The organism is Herbaspirillum sp. SJZ106 (assembly GCF_006715495.1).
In the GTDB taxonomy this organism is placed as follows: domain Bacteria; phylum Pseudomonadota; class Gammaproteobacteria; order Burkholderiales; family Burkholderiaceae_D; genus Herbaspirillum.
In genome coordinates this window covers 161,829-179,713 of the sequence record NZ_VFNI01000005.1, presented here as the reverse complement: position 1 = coordinate 179,713, position 17,885 = coordinate 161,829, and the positions used below count along the sequence as shown (strand labels likewise).

Here is a 17,885-nt window from a genome sequence, read left to right as displayed (position 1 = left end):
CCATCAAAGACTCTGCAGCAATAATCCCGCTCTGGGGGCAACGGATCTGGGGGCACGGAATAAGACCTGCCGCGCCGCAAACATAAATTTACAAAAGATAACAATTATCATTTAGAATCCCGTTTTTTCGAATATTTACGGATTCTTATGTTTGTCCGCATGGCCAACTCGGCCTCTGCTCGCGTTCTTGCCGCTGGCTTGCTCTCCGCTTCTCCTTTCGCCTGCGCACAAGGCGCCGGCAGCGAAGCCGCCGAAGGCGCCCTGCCGGAAATCCAGGTGTTCACCGACAAGGCCGCCACCCGTTCCTATCGCCAATCCAGCAGCAGCGGCGCCACCCGCACCGACACCCCGTTGCGCGAAGTGCCGCAGTCGGTGCGCGTCATGGGCGCCCAGCAAATCGAAGACCTTGGCGCATTGCGCCTGGCCGACACGGTGGACTTCGTCAGCGGCATCGCCCGCTTGAACGATTTCGGCGGCACCTGGGACAACTTCGGCATCCGCGGCTTCAGCAGCACCGACATGGGTTTCCTGGTCAACGGCTTTCCCGGCTCGCGCGGCTACAATCCCCCGCGCGATACCGCCACCGTGGAACGCTTCGAGTTCCTGAAGGGACCGGCCTCGGCCATCTACGGCAGCAGCGAGCCCGGCGGCACCATCAATATCGTCACCAAAAAGCCGGAGTTCACCTCGCGCAATGTAGCCGACCTGTCCATCGGCAGCCGCGGCCTGCGCCGCACCACCTTTGACAGCACCGGCCCACTCACGCAGAACCTGGCCTATCGCCTGAACCTGATGGCCGAGGAAGGCGACAGCCGCTCCAACCTGCTGCACAACAAACGCTCGCTGATCGCGCCGGCCTTTGCCTGGGTCATCGACAGCAGCACCATCCTCAACTACGAGGGAGAATTCCTGCGCGCCAATACGCCGCTGGACCGCGGCGTAATCAACGTGCGCGGCGTGCTGGGCACGCTGCCGCGCGACCGCGTGCTCAACGAACCGGCCGATGGCAACATGACGCTGACCAGCAATACCCACCAGCTGACGCTGGATCGCACGCTCTCGGACACCTGGCGCGCGCGCTTTGGCGCCAGCTACAAGGAAAGCACCTTCAGCGGCAACTACACCGAAGCCACTTCTCTGGCGACCGATAACCGCACCCTCAACCGCCAGGCCACCTGGCGCCAGCTGCCCTCGCGCGATACCTCGTTCCAGGCCGAGCTGGAAGGCAAGCTCAAGACCGGCGGCATCGAACACACGCTGCTGTTCGGCGCCGAAGCCTCCAGCCTGTGGATGAACACCGAGATCCTGCGTTCGGCCAACTACCCGATCGATATCTACGATCCCATCTACGGCAAGCCGGCGCCGGCGCTGACCAGCCGCACCTCCAGTTCGGACGAGCAACAGCGCGTCAAGGCCCTGTTCGTGCAGGACCAGCTCAGCCTGTCGCCGCAATGGAAGCTGCTGGCCGGCCTGCGCTGGGACCAGTACGACCAGAATCTGCAGAACCGCGTGGCCAACACCGACATCTCGCAGCGCCAAAGCGCGCTATCGCCGCGCGCCGGCGTGACGTATCTGCCCAATGCGTGGAGTTCGCTGTACCTGTCGGCCGGCAAATCCTTCCGCGCCAACAACGGCACGGACATCAATGGGCGCGCGTTCGATCCGCAGCATTCCACCGCCTATGAAGCCGGCTGGAAAATACAGACCGACGACGACCGCCTGGGCGCCAACTTCGCCGTATTCGACATCGCCAAGACCAATGTGCTGACCGCCAGCGACGTGCCCGGCTACTCGGTAGCGGCCGGCGAAGTCAAGAGCAGCGGCTTCGAAGCCGATGTCTACGGCCAGATCGACACCCATTGGCGCCTCTCCGGCAATTTCGCCTGGACCGACGCCCGCGTGACCAAGGACAAGACGCTGGCCGCCGGCACGCGCCTGAGCAACATCCCGCAGTTCAGCGCCGGCCTGCTGGCGATCCGCGAAGACGCCCTGGCCAACGGCAGCCGCTATGGCGTGGGCGGCGGCGTGAACTACGTGGGCAACCGTTCGGGCAACACCGGCGATACCTACTCGCTGCCGGCCTACACCATTGTCAAGCTGCTCAGCTACTGGCAGGTGAGCAAGAGCGTACGGCTCTCGCTGGATGTGCACAACCTGTTCAACCGCAACTACTACACCTCGTCGTGGAATGCGCTGTACGTCACGCCCGGCGCCGAGCGCAGCGTCGTGGCCCGGATCAAGGTGGATCTCTGAACGGGGCAGGCGCCCTTTCCAACGCAAAACGGGGAGCCGCGCTGGCTCCCCGTTTTGCATTGCCCCGCGGCCCCGCTCAGCCGTTGAACATCATCCAGATCGACAAGGCGATCAGCGCGCCGCAAAATAGGATGCGCAAGCGGCGCTCCGGCAGGTGGTGCGCCAAGGCCACGCCCCATGAAATGCTGAGCATGCCGCCCAGCGCCATCGGGATGCCTACCGCCCAGTCGACATGGCTGGCATGGGCATAGGTCCATAGCGCCACCAGCGTGCCCGGCGTGACCATCGCCAGCCCCAGCCCTTGCGCCGCGGTCTGCGTGGCGCCGAAGAAAGCCGTCAGCATGGGTACCGCGACGATCGCGCCGCCGACGCTGAAAAACCCCGCCGACGCCCCAGCCGCCATGCCCACCGCGAAGATGTACTTGCGCGGCAGCACGATGGACGACTGCACATTGCGCTGCCGGCGCAGCAAGGTCCACAGGTAGTACAACGCCAGCAGGCCCATGAAGGCGGCAAAGCAGAAATGCAGGCTGCGCGCATCGATGCTGGTGGCCACGCGCGCCGAGAAATAGGTGGTCACCACCGCCGGCACGCACATCATCAATGCCGAACTCCATTCGATCCGGTTGCGCTGCTTGTAGCGCCAGAAGGCGATCACCACGTTGGGCACGATCATCACCAGCGAGGTGCCCTGCGCCAGTTGCTGGTCCATGCCGTACAAATAACCCAGCACCGGAATGGCGATCAGCCCGCCGCCGATCCCGAACAGCCCGCCCATCGCCCCCAGCACGCCGCCCAGCAGGAAGTTGAGCGCGCTCGACAAAAACAAAGAATCCATCATCGGTGTAAAGTTACGGGTCTGCCGCACAGGCATGGCCTGGCATCACTGCCAGCCCTGCCGTGCGGCGTTCAAATCAGACAAGGAGACTGTCATGAGCGGCGCCATCGTATTCGCGTTGGAAATAGGCGTAGTCGCCATCATCGCGCTGGCCATCTACATGGTGGTCAAGAAGTAGGCTCTGCAGCGCCCCGCTGCATGCGCCTGCCAAGCCCGTCAGTGTAGCGCAGCCGGCCCGGGCTGTCATAAGCCTGGGCATGCGCGCGCCGCCCGGACCGATCTCCTGGAATGCAATGGCATGCATGATGTACCACAATCGGCACAAAAGACGGTCACCAACCGTTCCTCACCTCATGCAAAGGAAGAAAACAAATGGATTTAGGACTCAAAGGTAAAACCGCGCTGGTATGCGCTTCGAGCAAGGGACTGGGCCGCGCCTGCGCGCTCTCGCTGGCGCGCGAAGGCGTGGCCGTGACCATGCTGGCGCGCGGCCGGGAGGCGCTGGAAGCGGCAGCCGCCGAGATCCGCGCGGAGACTGGCGCCACCATCACCACCGTCGCCTGCGACATCACCACCCCCGAAGGCCGCGCCGCCGCGCTGGCGGCCTGCCCCGACCCGGACATCCTGGTGACCAATGCCGGCGGCCCCAAGCCGGGCGATTTCCGCGACTGGTCGCGCGACGACTGGATCGCCGCGGTCGACGCCAACATGCTGACCCCGATCGAGCTCATCAAGGCCACGGTGGACGGCATGATCGCGCGCGGCTTCGGGCGCATCGTCAATATCACCTCCAGCGCCGTGCGCGCGCCGATCGACATCCTCGGCCTGTCCAACGGCGCCCGCTCAGGCCTGACCGGCTTCGTCGCCGGCCTGTCGCGCAAGACCGTAGCGCATAACGTCACCATCAACAACCTGCTGCCGGGCCCGTTCGAGACCGACCGCCTGCGCGCCACCGCACAAGGCGCCGCCCGCGACAGCGGCAAGAGCGTGGAAGAGGTGCTGGCCGAACGACGCAAGCAGAACCCGTCCGGCCGCTTCGGCGACCCGGCCGAGTTCGGCGACGCCTGCGCCTACCTGTGCAGCGCCCAGGCCGGCTTCATCACCGGCCAGAACCTGCTGCTGGACGGCGGCGCCTATCCGGGAACGTTCTAGGTTGGCGTGAAGGCGCGACAATGCCTCGCCCCGCCAATCGGCGGGGCGAGGCATTGCATCACATGACAGGCGCCTTAGCGTGCGGCGGGAGCGGCAGCGCCCGGCGCCGGCGAGCTTTCCAGCCTGGTCACGACGTAGCCGACAGGCGTCCAGCGGTCTGCGGTTTGCACCATCGAGACCTTCTCCACCGTCGGGGATTTAGCGAAACGGGAGGCGAACACCACATTCACGTATTCTCCCGGCGGCAGGTTGGCCGGGTTATTGATGCGCACGATCTGTACCCATTCGCGGCCGCCGGCGCTGCCCAGCTCGCTATGCAGGGCGGCCAGGTACTTGACCCAGTCTTCCTTGCTCACGCCTTTTTGCATGATGGGGCCGCTCAGGCTCCACATCCGATCGGCTTGATTGGCGTCTGCCAGTACCGCCCAGCGCGTCGCCGCGGCGACGGCGGTATCGATCGAGGCGGTTGATTGCGCCGCTGCCTGATGCGCCGACATGATGGCCCCCAGGGAAAATGCAGCGATGCAAGCGGATTTCTTAAGCGATTGGTATGAGGCCATTTTTCTCTTCCTATAAAGTGACACGACAATTCAACGAACAAAGATCGACTACGGGTACTGCATAAAGATGTATTCGCGACAATGCGATTCAACGCAATGTCATCCGACTCAATTCGATGCGACGAAGTTGGCGCACGCCTGATCCTTCCAGTAGGCGCCTGCGACCAGCATGTCATCGTCGAATTGCACCTGATACTGGCAACTGACGATGTCATTGCCCTTGCGGAATTTGAACAGGTAATTCCATGCCCGCACGCGCCAGAAGCCTTCGTCGAAGTGCGGCACTCCCAGCAGGTCCCTCGTCTGGTCCTTGTTCAGCCCGATGGCCACCTTCCTCAGGTTGCCCTGGATCGGAAATACGCCGCCCTTGAGCGTGATCGCCGACAGCGGCGGAAATACCGGCGCGGCCTCTTGCGCCTTGGCCAGCGCCGCCACCGAGAGCAGCGCCGCCGCCATGCAAGCCCCCTTGCAATACGCCCCGATCAGTTTTTTTCTCATGTTGTTTTCCCTTTTTCAATCCGGCACATCACCATTGGAAACCGGCGCCGACCACCGCGCCGGTCTTGCCGCGGCTGTTTGTCGTTGCCGCGGCCTTGATGATCCAGCGACCATTGTCGGTATAAGTCGACAGGCCCAACGCCAGGCCGGTTTGCCCTTCATAGGTGCTGCCGGCAATCGCGACCATGCTCTTGCCAGGCGCCCCAGGTTGCGGCAAGCCGGCCACCGCCATGGCCGATGCCGTGCCGCCGTTGGCATCGTTGCGATACTTGTCCAGGTCGCCGCGCAGATTGCTGATCTGGCTATCGGTGTATTGCTTGGATTGCGTCACCGCGGTGTTGATATCCCCGAGATTCGTCACATTGCCGGGGCCGTTGGTAATGCCGGCCGCCACCGCCTTCAACTGGCTGACGTTGACCGCGTCGGTATCGGCGCTGCCGGCCGCCACGCCGGTGATCTTGCGGTTGCCGATATTGACTTCGCCGGCCGATGTCTGCGCCGCCGCCAGCGCATAGGCTACGTAGCCGACCTGCGCGCCGACCGTCGTGGCCGATCCGGAGCCCAGCGCGATACTGTCCGCATGCGCGGCGTTGGCGCCGGAACCGATGGCGATGCTGGAACCGCCGGCAGCCTTGGCGTTGGCGCCCTGGGCAATCGATTGCGCGCCGCTGGCGATGGCGCCATTACCCATCGCCATGGCATCGGCCTGCAGCGATTTCGCGTTTTGCCCGATCGCCATGCCGCCGACGGCCGCGATGTTGACCACGGTGCCGTTGCCGATGCCAATGCCGTTATCGCCGTTGACCACCGTATTGGGCCCCACTGCCACCGAGTTGATGCCCACTGCCAGAGAATCCGATTCGGTCGAGTTGGCGTGGAAATACTTGGTGGTGCTCGTCGCAAACGAGGTCAGCGCGCCGGTCAGTTGCCGCACCGTGACCGCATCCTGCGCTTGCGTGCCGTCGGCGACATTGGTGATCTGGCGGTAAGTGCCGGCAGCGCTGTCGCCAACCGAGATCGCGCCCAGCAATATCTTGTCCCCCGTGTTGTAGGGAATCCCGGTCGAGCCGACAGGCATAGTGCCGTTCGTTGCCGCAATCACGCGATCGGAGACGGAACCGGAACCCAGCGCCACCCCGCCGAAGACCGAAGCCACCGCGGTATTGCCGATCGCCACCGCATTCTCGAACGATGCCTGCGCGTTGTAACCGACCGCTGTCGCGCCCTTGGCCGACGCATGCGCATCGTCCGCCGTCAGCCCGGTATCGTTGGTGCGCACATATTTGACGCCGCTGCCGTTGTTGGTGATATAGGTTGCCGACGTATTGCCGGCGATATTGTTGATCACGTTACCGAGGTTGGTGACGTTGGTATTGGTCGCGAACAATTGCGAACCGTTGACCGCGTCGGTGCTGGTCGCGCTCAGCGTGCCATCGGCCACATTGGTGATCTTGTTGGTCGGCGATGCGCCATGCGCCGCACTGAAAGCGCCGAGCGCCGGATCCCACAGCAAGGCGTCGCTCACCGTTGCCGCCACCGCCTTCAACTGGCTGACATTGACCGCGTCGGTATCGGCAACGCCGGCAGCCAGGCCGGTGATCTGGCGGTTGCCGATATTGATTTCACCGGCCGACGTTTGCGGCGCGGCCAAGGCGTACGCGGTGTAATTCGTCAACGCCCCCACCGTGGTGGCAGAACCGCTGCCCAAGGCGATGCTGTTGTCCTTGTCGGCAACCGCGCCGGCGCCCATTGCGATTGCTTGCACGCCGCTGGCGTTGGCATCGTCGCCCATGGCGATGCCGCCCTGCAGGCTGGCCTTCGCATTCGATCCCAGCGCCAGCGACTTGATGCCGCCGGCGTTGGCGTTGTTGCCCAGGGCGATGCCTTCAGCGCTCAGCACCGTCGCCGCCTGGCCGATGGCGATGCCGCTGGTTGCCGTACCCTGTATCGTTGCGCCATGCCCGATGCCGATGCTGTCGTTGCCGGCAGCGACGGTACTGGCGCCCACCGCCACCGAATACGTGCCGGACGCCACTGAATCGTCAGCGCCGCCGGCAACCGGCGATTGCGCGTGGAAATACAACTGCCCCGAGACCGAGAACGAAGACAAGGCTCCCACCAATTGGCGCAAGGTCACCGCATCGTTGGCCTGGGTCGCGTCAGCCACGTTGGTGATCTGGCGGTAGCTGCCGCTGGTGCCATTGCCCAGCGATACCGCGCCCAGCAGGGTGCCGTCGGTGGTGTCGTAAGACACCGGGCTGCCGGCAACCTTCCCTTGCGTTGCCGCAACCGCACGGTCGGATACCGAGCCGGAGCCCAGGGCCACGCCGCCGGCCACCGAAGCATTGGCGCCGTTGCCCATCGCCACCGAATTGGCGGCCGAAGCCGTCGCCAACGGACCCACAGCCACCGAATCGGTACCGGTCGGCGTGGAATCGCCCAGGATCGAATTGGCATGGAAATACTTGGTGCCGGTCGTCGTCAGCGCATCGAACACTTGCTGCACGCTGGTATAACTCGAGTTGCCGGCGTAGGTAAAGCCGCCCGTGACCTGGCCGGTGGCCGGGTTGTAGCTGGTGGCGCCGCCGAAGACATTCGAAATCGAATTGCCCAGGTTGGCCGCCGCGCCGGTAAGTTGGCTCACGTTCACCGCATCGGTTGGCGCGCTACCCGCGGCGACGCCTGTGATCTGACGTTCGCCCTGCGTATAAACAGTGCCGTTGTCGGGATCGGTGAAGAGATACCGGCCAACGGCGACTTCACCAATCGAAGTTTGCGCCGAAGAAAGGCCAAAGGCCGTATAACCGGTGTTGGCGCCTCTGGTTGCGCTGGACAGAGACCCCAATGCCACACTCTGGTCCTGATTGGCAAGCGCGCCAATACCCAGTGCCACGCCGCCGCTGCCGCTGGCTTCGGATGCAAAGCCAAGTGCGGTCGCATACTGTCCCGACGTATTTGCGCCGCGACCAATCGCCGTCGAATACAAGCCTCCCGCAACTGCGGCATTACCGAACGCCGATGTGCTGACATTGGTTGCCTGCGCACCTTCGCCCACTGCGGTGCTGTTGGCCGCGCTGGCCAAGGCGCTATTACCGATAGCGGTTGAGATCGTGCCGCTTGCGACCGCGTTATTGCCAACTGCCGTCGCGCTTTGCGCCGTGGCCTTCGCATTCGTTCCCAATGCCAGCGTGTCATTTCCGCTGGTCACGACGTTGTTGCCCAGCGCCAGGGAACCCGTACCGGAGGCATTGTTATTGATACCGATGGCCAGGGAGCCATCGCCCGTTGCGCTATTGTTGTTGCCCAGTGCGGCCGCACCGATGCCGCTGGCCGTATTCGTATTACCGATCGCCAGGGCGCCATCTCCGTTCGCCGTATTGGCATTGCCCAAGCCGACAGCGCCGGTTCCGGTGACGGTGTTATTGGCCCCCAGGCCGACCGCTCCGGTGCCGCTCACCACGTTCGGATCGCCGATCGCCACCGCGCCATCGCCATTGGCGGTATTGCCGACACCGATGGAAATCGCTTTGCCGCCTTTCGCAATCGCGCCATCGCCGATTGCAATCGCGCCATCGGTTTGCGCTTGTGCGTTACGCCCCGCTGCGATGGCGGCGACACCGGCCGCAATCGCATTGGGTCCCATTGCAGTCGAGTCAAGGCCCGTTGCCTGACTGTCGGCCAGGATGGAATTGGCGTGGAAATATTTGACGCCCGCGCCGTTGTTGATGCTGTTGAGCGCGGTATTGGTCGCAAACAATTGCGAACCGTTGACGGCATCGGTCGAGGTAGCCGAAAGCTGGCCCGCCGCGACGTTGGTGATCTGCCGCTCGGCGCCGCCGGCGCCGACGCTGACCACCCCGGCCGGGCTGGCGCCGGCAAAGCCGTAGTTGACGCCGCCGATGGTGGCGCCGGCAGTGCCGACCGCAGCCGTTGTCACGCTGCCCGCGCCCAGCGCCACATCGTTGGCATTGGCGGCAGTCGCGTTGGAACCCAGCGCCACGCCGTTGGCTGCCGAAGCCTTGGCGGTATCGCCCAGCGCCAGGGCGCCGGCCGCCAGCGCCTGCGAAGCATTGCCCAAAGCGACCGAACCCTGGCCGGTGGCCGTGTTGGTATTGCCGAGCGCGACTGCGCCCTGGCCGTTGGCGGTGTTATCGGCGCCCATCGCCACCGCGCCGGTGCCGGTCGCATTGTTGGGGTCGCCGATGGCGACCGCGCCGTTGCCGCTGGCGATATTGCCCAAACCGATCGATACGGCCTTGCCGCCGGTGGCGGTAGCCCCCAAACCGATAGCCACCGCACCGGCCGAATCGGCGACGGCGGTATTGCCGATCGCGATGGAATTACCGCCGGTCGCTTTTGCCGTGTTGCCGATGGCGACATCGTTGGTGATCGTGGCCGCCGATCCCGATACGCCTGCGACCGCACTCAGGCCAATCGCAATGCTCTGATCACCGTAAGAGTTGGAAAGCCGGCCAACGGCAATCGAGTAACTGCCGGAAGCCGCCGCCGCGATACCTACGGCGACAGTACTGAAATTCGAAGCCTGTGCATTGGAGCCCAAGGCCGTGCTGGACGTACCTGAAGCCTTAGCGCCGGAACCAAAGGCTGACGACGTATTGGCGCCAGTAGCTTGTGCGCCGTTACCCACCGCAGTGGCATTATTCGCGCCTGTTGCCTGCGCGTCATTGCCCATGGCAATCGCTTGGCTGCCTGACGCCACGGAGTTCAAGCCCAGTGCAATGGCAGCGGCGCCCGACGCCGTCGCCGTGTTGCCGCCTGCGATGGAATTGCCGCCAGTGGCCATGGCTGCGTTGCCGATGGCTACATCGTTAAGGACCGTTGCCGCGGCTCCCGATACACCGGCCACGGCACTCTTGCCGATGGCAATGCTTTGATTTCCATAAGCGGTCGCATTGCCGCCCGCGAACGAATAACTGCCCGCTGCAGTGGAACCGTAACCGACAGCAACCCCCGCAGAAGCCGATGCAACAGCGTTGTTGCCGACCGCCACGCTGGCGCCGCCTGAAGCATTTGTGTTGGCGCCAAGAGCCACGGCTTGCCCGCCGGAAGCCCTCGCGCCATTACCGCCCGCGAAGGTATTGCCGCCCGTCGCCTGCGCGCTATTGCCGATGGCGACATCGTTGCCAATCGCTGTTGATCCCGAGACACCGGACACGGCACTCTTGCCGATGGCGATACTTTGGGGGCCGTAGGCATTCGCACCGGCCGCTGCAGCGAACGAATAATCTGCCGATGCTGCCGCAAACGCACCGATTGCGGTCGCGCGAACCCCTGAAGCGGTCGAATTACCGCCGAGAGAAGTCGAATACGCCCCCGCTGCGTTGGCCGACGCTCCCAGGGCCGTAGCGGCCTGTGCAGTTCCCCTCGCGCCGTTACCCACGGCCAGAGAGTCTGCGTTGGAGCACGTAGCCACCGCAGCGAATGTCCCCGATCCGCCGATTGCGACGCAAGTGGCTCCGGCTGAAGCGCTGCCTATCGCAAAACCCTGATTATTCCCGGTGGTCGAGACCTGGGCATAAACCAACGTAGGATTGAACAGCGCCAGCGACAGTGCAATCGGCGACACCGACAAGGCCACTGCCCGCGTTATCCACTGCCATGCATCGATATCGTCGGCCGTGGCAACCGTCGAGACATCTGCTGATGCGCCAGCATCACAACGCCCTGCGCTATTGCGCTTGCCCTTGGCCGATGTCAGTTCGGATACAACTACCCAGGTACCGGAAACATGGCTCCAGATGGTGTGGAATGCGCGATTCATTGTCACCCCTTATCAATTCATAGGCGCGAGTTACCCCTATCGGTCAGGACTGGCCTCCGATACCTTTCAACTCGCCTCGGTTTTTTCGATCAGAACTACGTTGTTCTTGGTTTATGGCGCATCTGACTTATTAGTGAACATCTTTCCCCCTCGCCTTCCTCCCCCGAAGTAATGCCGGATGCACATCGGGCTGGGCGCCCGCGTCCGCCTGGCGTTGTGGCATCGATTCCGGCGCCGCAGCAACGCTGTGCTGCGGGCCGGCGATGCGGCATTTTTCTGGCACGCCTCGATTTTCTTGTCATGCGTTGCCAGAAATGCCTCCCCCTCCCCCTCTAAAAACCCCGTCAAAGTCCTTCCTTCAACACTCCCCTCATTCCGCAATCTGGACAAAATCGATCGCGTTGGTATGCGTGCAGATATATCCTTCGCTATAAATATTGCGGATGCCGATCGGCACGCCGGGCAAGGCGCGCAACTTCCGGCGAATCCGATACACCAGGGCATCAACGCGATGCGTGTCGAGACGATCGTTCAATACGCCCAGCGTTTGCAACAAGCGCGTATTGCTGATGGGGAAATGCGGGCTTTCCAGCAAGGCTGAAAAAATCCTGCTTTCGCGATCGGTGAACGTGAGCGTGATGCCTTCCGGGCCGGTCAGGTTGCCGGTCTTGCGGTCGAATTTCCAGGTCACCTGGGCCGGCGCGGCAGTTCCGGGGGCGGTTCTCAAGCGGCGCGACAATGCGGTCAAGGTGGCCGATAATTCCGGCAACTTGAGCGGTTTGGTGAGGTAATAGTCGGCGCCGCTTCCCAGGCTGCGCACCCGGTCCTGCAATTGAATACGGCCAGTGACGACGACGATGCCCATCGATGGGAACCGTTGGCGCAGGTCGGCCAATTCGGGCAATGCATTGCCGTCTGGCAATGTTGGATCAAGGATCAGAATATTCGGCGTCTGCGCCTGCAAAGCATCCTTCATTTCCCGCAGTGTCCCCCCTGCACGCACGGACAAACCGTGACTGGAAAGATGCTCAATCATCATATCGCGCCAATCTAAGTGGTCTTCGATGACAAGAATGTTCACGTGAAACTTTCTATTCGGTTATAGGGAAGAAATAATGCGATTCCTTGCAAAAAATCTGGCCTGGGCCGATTAAAGAAAGAGGTGGTAAAGTGCTCATCCGTATTCTCACCAGAGAGAAAACTAGAAACTTTACCAATGTGTATCTGCTATTTACTACGAGAATCTTTTCGTATTTATACAGAAAAAAAATCTTGAAAATTTACAAAAATTCACAAATACACAATTCACATAAGGACGTGCTGAAAAAACTGTTCCTGTTGTTGTTTTTTTCTTTTTTTCCATTCGGTCTTCCGGCAGCAATCGCCGCTCCCGCCCTCAACGAAGATATCCAGCAAATCGACCTGACACGGATGATGTCGGTATTCGATCCGGCCGGCAGGACGCTGTCTCCGGAAGATCTGGACGCGCCCACCTATCGCGATCAATTCAAGCCCCTGTCGGCAGACCTGGCGGCCGGCTTCGGTGGTCCGCTATGGTTGCGCATCGATTTGACGGTAGCGCATGGTGGCGGCGGGCAATGGTGGCTGGAATTTGGCCCGCCCTATGTGAATTCGGTCCGGCTTTACAGCAAAGACAAGAATGGTTCCTACTCCTATAAAGAAGCCGGCAGCCAGGTCGCCCCCACCATGCGCGACCTGGCCTACCGGAATCCAGTGTTCTTCCTCGACCTTGAGGAGCGGCAAGAGCCTCAGCACCTGTATGTCTTGCTGCAAACCAAAACCACCCGCGCCCTGTTCGCCACCTTGTGGCGGCCGCCGGCGTTTGCGACATCCAAACTATGGGAAGGCCTGCTGTTCGGCATTTTCTTCGGCGGCCTGATTATCACCGCCCTGTCCAATGCCATCTTCGGCCTGTATCTCAAGACCCGCCTGTATCTGGTGTATGCGGCTTACGTGTTCTGCTCGGCGCTGACGCAATCCCTTGGCATGGGCTTTGCCGCGACATGGCTGCCGCTGTCCCTTTTTCATCCGCTGGTGGGAATGGGCATGGCCTTAGGCATCGGCTTTGGCGCCGAAATGCTGCGCGTGGCGCGCGCCGATCTGCATTACCCGCGGTTGTTCCGTGATTACGTCAACATTTCCTGGATCCTGGCCATCGGTGCCTCGCTCATCGCCGTGAGCGGCGCGTTCCAGATCGCCTCGCCGCTGATCCAGGCCACCTACTTTGCGCAGGCTGTCTTCACCTGCATCATCAGCTACAAGCTGCTCAGAAAAGGCGAAGCCGCCGCGTATTATTATCTCGGCGCGTTCCTGGTCCAGATCCTCAGCGCGCCGGTGTTTATCGCCCACAATGCCGGCCTGATCGAAGGCAACAGCATTTCGCGCAACATCTTGCCGTTCTCCACCTATTTGCACATCATCCTGATGAATCTGGCGGTCATCCGTCAAGTCAAAACGATGCGCGAAGAACGCAAGCGCGCCCAGGACGACCTGGTCAGGCACCTGCGACATTCGGAACACAGCCTGGAAATCAAGGTCGCGCAGCGCACACGGGCATTGGAAAGCGAGATTTCCCGGCGCCGCATCATCGAGCAAGAACTTTCGGTGGCGCACGACAAACTGACGGAGGCCCTGAAAACCGAAAGGGAAGCCTGGGAAAGCCAGCGGCAGTTTTTCCTGACCGTCTCCCACGATTTCGGCGCGCCGCTGGGCATCCTGGAAGCCGGGCTGCATGCCCCGGGACCGGCGCATCCGCGACGCCAGCAACAAATGCAACGCGCCGTGGCCGAGTTGATCGACATCGTCGAGCAATGCCTGGTGATCGAACGTTTCGAATCGTCCGGCGCCTTTTTCCCGAAGCCGGCAATCCCCTTGCAGGACATCATCGACTATGCGGCCAAGCGCACCCAGCGCCTGGCAGCGGAGCATTCGCTCCTGATCCAGCCCGCCGCCCCTGGCCTGCATGTCGCCGGCGATGAGTTATGGCTGCAGATGATGCTGGCCAATGTGATGACCAATGCCATCGTCCATACCGCCCCGGGAACCCAGGTCAGCCTGGTCGCGGCCCAGCGGCTGGAATGGATAGATATCGTCGTGCGCGACAACGGAGAAGGCATGCCAGAAGACGAACTGGCGCAACTGTTCACCCGCTTCCGGCGTGGACGCCACGCCAAGGCCAAGGGCAGCGGTCTTGGCCTGTACCTGGTGCGGCAGATTGCGCAACGCCACGGCGGCGTGGTGGAAGTAGCCAACATCGTTCCGCATGGCCTGGAAATCAGGATATCCCTGCCGCGGGCCGATGCTTCCCGCATCCCGGATGCGACAAATGGCGGCGCGGCCTAGACTCCCCGGGCAAGCGGCCAACCCGGCCGCCATCGTCAACGGTCATGCGGCCGGCCCCCGGCGAAAACGCGAACAGGCTGCAGCCCCCGGAAAGGTTTTGGCGCGGCGCAAGTGATGTATAATGCGCCCCTCGCGATGCCTGCCCCGCAGCAGGCATCCGCAGCCAAGGAGGTTTGGGTGAGTGGTTTAAACCAGCAGTCTTGAAAACTGCCGACGGGGTGACCCGTCCGTGAGTTCGAATCTCACAGCCTCCGCCAGAACACCATATAGAACGGGCCTTACAGGCCCGTTCTTCATTTCTGTCCACAAATCGGCCCCAAACGTCATTGGGATGATCTGCATCGGCGAAATCGGATCAAACATGGCGTGAGCTTTTCGGCCTTCACCTTCAACGCATGATCAGGCATCCCCGCGCGCTTGTCGCCGCAGGACGACATGGGTGGCCTTCTCCGACGCCACGAACTCCACGCATTCGTATCCCAGAGCCGGCAAGTCAATCCCTTCGAACAGCGGCTCGCCCCGGCCGAGCAAAACCGGCGAGATCGCAACATGCAGTTCATCAATGAGGCCTTCGCGCAGATACTGCCGGATCGTGTGTGCCCCACCGCCGATCCGCACATCCATGCCGGCCGCCGCCGCGCGCGCACGATCGAGCGCCTCGCGAATGCCTCCGGTGATGAAGTGGAACGTCGTGCCGCCCGCCATCTCGATGGAAGGACGAGCGTAATGGGTCAAGATGAAGACCGGGACGTGATACGGTGGATTGTCTCCCCACCAGCCTTTCCAGTTCGTGTCCTGCCAGTCCCCACGATTGGGGCTGAACATGTTGCGTCCCAGGATCCAGGCGCCGACATTGCGAAAGCCACGGGCCGCAAAATCATCGTCAACCCCGGCCGTACCGCCGTCCGTGCCGAACAAGGCCTGCTGGAACGTGCGTGTCGGAATGAGCCACTGGTGCAGTTCCGTCGCGCCAACGCCGAGCGGATTGTTAATGTCTTGATCCGGACCTGCGCCGTATCCGTCGAGCGAAACGCTGAAGCCCTCAACGCGAACTCGTGTCATCGTTGCCTCCGTTCAGACGCTTAACCATCTTGATGGGAAAAAGTTTCTATCCAGCTGGCTCGCCGTTCCGCCTGACAACAGACCGATGAGCCGCATCGAAAAAGATCCGGCGCCGGACATGCAATTACGGCGATGGCGGCAATACCGAGGAGTGGTGGCTGGTAATCAGCCATTGCCCGCCATCCCAGCGATACGTATAGGTATAGCGCGCATGCACGTCGACCGACCTGGCTTTGAGTGCGAATGTATAGAGGCCGGTATCGACTGCAGTATTGCAACCGATATAGATGCGGCGCATGTCGATTGCGCCGACCGGTTTATTCTGCAGGAAGTATTCGAAGTAATCGATGCGCTCGGCCGTTGTCAGTCTCGGCTTGCTCGATACCGTCGGCAACAGGATGGCGTCCTCCGCATAGTTGGCTGCCACCGCTTTAGGGTCGTTGGTTTGCAGCGAAGCGTTCCAGCGATCAAACAAGGCCGCGATTTCCCGCTCGTCCGTCTTGTGGCAAGCCACCTCGTCAACAGGCTGCTCTGCTCCGCGCCGCGCATTGATGCACACCCCGACAAGAGCAGCAGCGCCGCCCCTGACACGCAAAAAAACTTGTTCATTTCCCCTCCAGGCAAGCCAATGGGTTGTTGGAATTTTCTTTGGCACATACGTCCCCCGCATGAGGGCATCGGCCAATTATGCCATTCCGGAGATGCCTCCCAATGCCCAAAAAATACGACTTCCCCTGCCAGATCAAGGGAGCAGCATCCCAAATTGGCACATGTTTGCCGCTTGGAAACAAAAGGAGTATTCTTCCCCGAAAGCAATAAAAACGATAACGGAGATAACGATGCGTCAGTTCTTGATTGTGGCCGCCTGTGCAGCGGCAATCAGCGGTTGCGGCAGGTCGCCGGCGGAGCAATTGGCCTATGACCATGCCGAAGCGCAATACCAGATCAATCGCGAAAACTCCGCCCGCTACCGGCAATCGGTCGAGGATGCGGCCAATGAAGAGGTCAAGCCCAGGGACGCCTCCCCGCGCCCAAGAAGCTGAACCGATCGCTGAACCGGCAAAGAAAACGCCGCTACGAAGTCATTCGTAGCGGCGTTTTCCATGGCGCCACCGCAATATCCGCTTGGCGTTCTTCCTGACGCTCTTTCTCTCTTTTCCTGGCCGGCGCGCGCCGCATCCGTCCAGTTCAGGCATCGGCCAGGTGATCGCGCCGGATGGCATCGAGGCGGGTCACGCCCAAGAGCCCCATGTCGCGCCTGATCTCGTCATGGATCAGTTTCAATGCATGGCTGACCCCGGCCTCGCCGCCCACGGTGGCGGCGTAGTTGAAGGGCCGGCCGATCCAGGCGGCCTTGGCGCCCAGCGCCAGCGCCTTCAGGACGTCGGTGCCGCGCCGCACGCCGCTATCGATCATGACCGGCATGCCGCCGGCGGCCTCGACCATCTGCGGCAGCACCAGCAGCGGCGCCACGCTGCCGTCCAGCTGGCGCCCGCCGTGGTTGGACACGATCACCGCGTCCGCCCCCATCTCCCTGGCGCGCCTGGCGTCGGCCGGGTTGAGGATGCCCTTGATCACCAGCGGCCCTTTCCATTTCCTGCGCACATCGGCAGCATGCGCCCAGTTCAGGTGGCCGCGGTCGGAGAAATCGCGCAGCACATTGGATGACATGATGGGCGCACCGCGCGTGGCGTAGTTGTTTTCAAAATGCGGCATGCCGTGCCGCAGCAGGGTCTTGATGAAGGTGCCGCACAGCCAGCGCGGATGCGACACGCCTTGCCACGCCAGCGACAGGCTGGGACGCAGCGGCGTCGAGAAGCCGGCGCGGATATTGTTCTCGCGATTGGCCGCGACCGGGGTATCGACCGTCAGCACCAGGGTTTCCACGCCGGCGGCGGCAACGCGCGCGATCAGCGCATCGATCTGGGCCGGCTGCCCGGGCAGGTAAGCCTGGAACCAGGTGCCCGGGGCCGCGTCCATGACCTCTTCCAGCCGGATCAGCGAGGAGCCGCTCATGATGCATGGGGCGCCGGCCTTGCGCGCCGCCACCGCCATGGCGACATCGCCGCGGTAACTGGTGATCGCCGCCAGCCCCATCGGCGCGATGCCGACCGGGCAAGCGTAACGCTGGCCCAGCAGCGTCACCGAGGTATCGACCTGGGAAACGTCGACCAGCACATCCGGCCTGAAGGCATAACGGCGAAAGGCGCTGCGGTTGGCGTTGACGGATTGCTCGTCTTCGACCGCGCCCGAGACATAGGCATACAGCGGAACGGGAAGCCGGCTTTTGGCGGCCGGCTCGAAATCATGCAGCGACAGGAAACGCTTCATCGATCTGCTCAACATGTTCTCCGTCAGGATGGAGTTTACGGCGGGT

13 protein-coding genes, 1 tRNA gene and 1 pseudogene are annotated in these 17,885 nt (G+C 62.4%); 6 read left to right on the top strand and 9 right to left on the bottom strand.

What is annotated here, in order from left to right; translation table 11 throughout:
* The first annotated feature begins 159 nt into the window (after positions 1 to 159).
* Entirely contained in the window at positions 160 to 2,253 is a 2,094-nt protein-coding gene (locus tag FB598_RS16225) for a TonB-dependent siderophore receptor (protein ID WP_370455034.1), read from the top strand.
* 76 nt (positions 2,254 to 2,329) lie between these two features.
* On the opposite strand, the gene FB598_RS16220 is transcribed toward FB598_RS16225, so the two are convergent.
* The gene (locus FB598_RS16220) at positions 2,330 to 3,094 is read right to left on the bottom strand and encodes a sulfite exporter TauE/SafE family protein (protein WP_141916386.1); all 765 of its coding nucleotides are present in this window, start codon (positions 3,092 to 3,094) and stop codon (positions 2,330 to 2,332) included.
* Here FB598_RS16220 and FB598_RS20780 point away from each other — a divergent pair.
* A complete protein-coding gene (locus FB598_RS20780) occupies positions 3,060 to 3,269 on the top strand; it encodes a hypothetical protein (protein WP_183405890.1) in 210 nt (69 codons plus the stop codon). The two genes, FB598_RS16220 and FB598_RS20780, sit on opposite strands and share 35 nt — an antisense overlap.
* A 194-nt stretch (positions 3,270 to 3,463) precedes the next feature.
* On the top strand, positions 3,464 to 4,243 hold the full coding sequence (locus FB598_RS16215) for an SDR family oxidoreductase (protein WP_141916384.1): 780 nt from the start codon (positions 3,464 to 3,466) through the stop codon (positions 4,241 to 4,243).
* A 74-nt stretch (positions 4,244 to 4,317) separates the two neighbouring features.
* Here FB598_RS16215 and FB598_RS16210 read toward each other — a convergent pair whose 3' ends face one another.
* The 5 genes and pseudogenes from FB598_RS16210 to FB598_RS16195 all read right to left on the bottom strand — a co-directional run bounded on the left by FB598_RS16210 (position 4,318) and on the right by FB598_RS16195 (position 12,164).
* Complete coding sequence (locus FB598_RS16210) at positions 4,318 to 4,803, bottom strand: DUF4019 domain-containing protein (protein WP_141916381.1); 486 nt, start codon at positions 4,801 to 4,803, stop codon at positions 4,318 to 4,320.
* A gap of 108 nt (positions 4,804 to 4,911) precedes the next feature.
* On the bottom strand, positions 4,912 to 5,301 hold the full coding sequence (locus FB598_RS16205) for an outer membrane protein assembly factor BamE (protein ID WP_141916379.1): 390 nt from the start codon (positions 5,299 to 5,301) through the stop codon (positions 4,912 to 4,914).
* 28 nt (positions 5,302 to 5,329) lie between these two features.
* A complete protein-coding gene (locus FB598_RS16200; protein WP_255464067.1) occupies positions 5,330 to 9,862 on the bottom strand; it encodes an S-layer family protein in 4,533 nt (1,510 codons plus the stop codon).
* A 15-nt stretch (positions 9,863 to 9,877) separates the two neighbouring features.
* A pseudogene (locus FB598_RS21000) lies at positions 9,878 to 11,083 on the bottom strand (ESPR-type extended signal peptide-containing protein); the annotation flags it as partial.
* A gap of 370 nt (positions 11,084 to 11,453) precedes the next feature.
* Positions 11,454 to 12,164, bottom strand: a complete 711-nt coding sequence (locus FB598_RS16195; protein WP_255515792.1) for a response regulator transcription factor — start codon at positions 12,162 to 12,164, stop codon at positions 11,454 to 11,456.
* 44 nt (positions 12,165 to 12,208) lie between these two features.
* Here FB598_RS16195 and FB598_RS16190 point away from each other — a divergent pair, with 44 nt between their 5' ends.
* The gene (locus FB598_RS16190; protein WP_141916374.1) at positions 12,209 to 14,446 is read left to right on the top strand and encodes a sensor histidine kinase; all 2,238 of its coding nucleotides are present in this window, start codon (positions 12,209 to 12,211) and stop codon (positions 14,444 to 14,446) included.
* A 167-nt stretch (positions 14,447 to 14,613) separates the two neighbouring features.
* Positions 14,614 to 14,703 (top strand) — tRNA-Ser (locus tag FB598_RS16185).
* A 142-nt stretch (positions 14,704 to 14,845) separates the two neighbouring features.
* Here the strand turns inward: FB598_RS16185 and FB598_RS16180 are convergent.
* Both FB598_RS16180 and FB598_RS16175 read right to left on the bottom strand, forming a co-directional pair.
* Positions 14,846 to 15,508 (bottom strand): dihydrofolate reductase family protein, encoded by a 663-nt coding sequence (locus FB598_RS16180; protein WP_141916372.1) that lies wholly within the window; start codon positions 15,506 to 15,508, stop codon positions 14,846 to 14,848.
* A gap of 124 nt (positions 15,509 to 15,632) precedes the next feature.
* Entirely contained in the window at positions 15,633 to 16,193 is a 561-nt protein-coding gene (locus tag FB598_RS16175; RefSeq protein WP_370455031.1) for an SgcJ/EcaC family oxidoreductase, read from the bottom strand.
* 154 nt (positions 16,194 to 16,347) lie between these two features.
* Between FB598_RS16175 and FB598_RS16170 the strand changes: the two genes are divergently transcribed.
* Complete coding sequence (locus FB598_RS16170; protein WP_141916369.1) at positions 16,348 to 16,551, top strand: hypothetical protein; 204 nt, start codon at positions 16,348 to 16,350, stop codon at positions 16,549 to 16,551.
* A gap of 145 nt (positions 16,552 to 16,696) precedes the next feature.
* On the opposite strand, the gene FB598_RS16165 is transcribed toward FB598_RS16170, so the two are convergent.
* A complete protein-coding gene (locus FB598_RS16165) occupies positions 16,697 to 17,854 on the bottom strand; it encodes an alpha-hydroxy acid oxidase (protein ID WP_141916367.1) in 1,158 nt (385 codons plus the stop codon).
* Positions 17,855 to 17,885: the final 31 nt, after the last annotated feature.

Bases quoted from the DNA above. Each gene is read 5' to 3' on its own strand.
- FB598_RS16225 (WP_370455034.1), top strand. From the start codon at position 160: ATGGCCAACTCGGCCTCTGCTCGCGTTCTTGCCGCTGGCTTGCTCTCC.
- FB598_RS16220 (WP_141916386.1), bottom strand. From the start codon at position 3,094: ATGATGGATTCTTTGTTTTTGTCGAGCGCGCTCAACTTCCTGCTGGGC.
- FB598_RS16215 (WP_141916384.1), top strand. From the start codon at position 3,464: ATGGATTTAGGACTCAAAGGTAAAACCGCGCTGGTATGCGCTTCGAGC.
- FB598_RS16210 (WP_141916381.1), bottom strand. From the start codon at position 4,803: ATGGCCTCATACCAATCGCTTAAGAAATCCGCTTGCATCGCTGCATTT.
- FB598_RS16205 (WP_141916379.1), bottom strand. From the start codon at position 5,301: ATGAGAAAAAAACTGATCGGGGCGTATTGCAAGGGGGCTTGCATGGCG.
- FB598_RS16180 (WP_141916372.1), bottom strand. From the start codon at position 15,508: ATGACACGAGTTCGCGTTGAGGGCTTCAGCGTTTCGCTCGACGGATAC.
- FB598_RS16170 (WP_141916369.1), top strand. From the start codon at position 16,348: ATGCGTCAGTTCTTGATTGTGGCCGCCTGTGCAGCGGCAATCAGCGGT.
- FB598_RS16165 (WP_141916367.1), bottom strand. From the start codon at position 17,854: ATGTTGAGCAGATCGATGAAGCGTTTCCTGTCGCTGCATGATTTCGAG.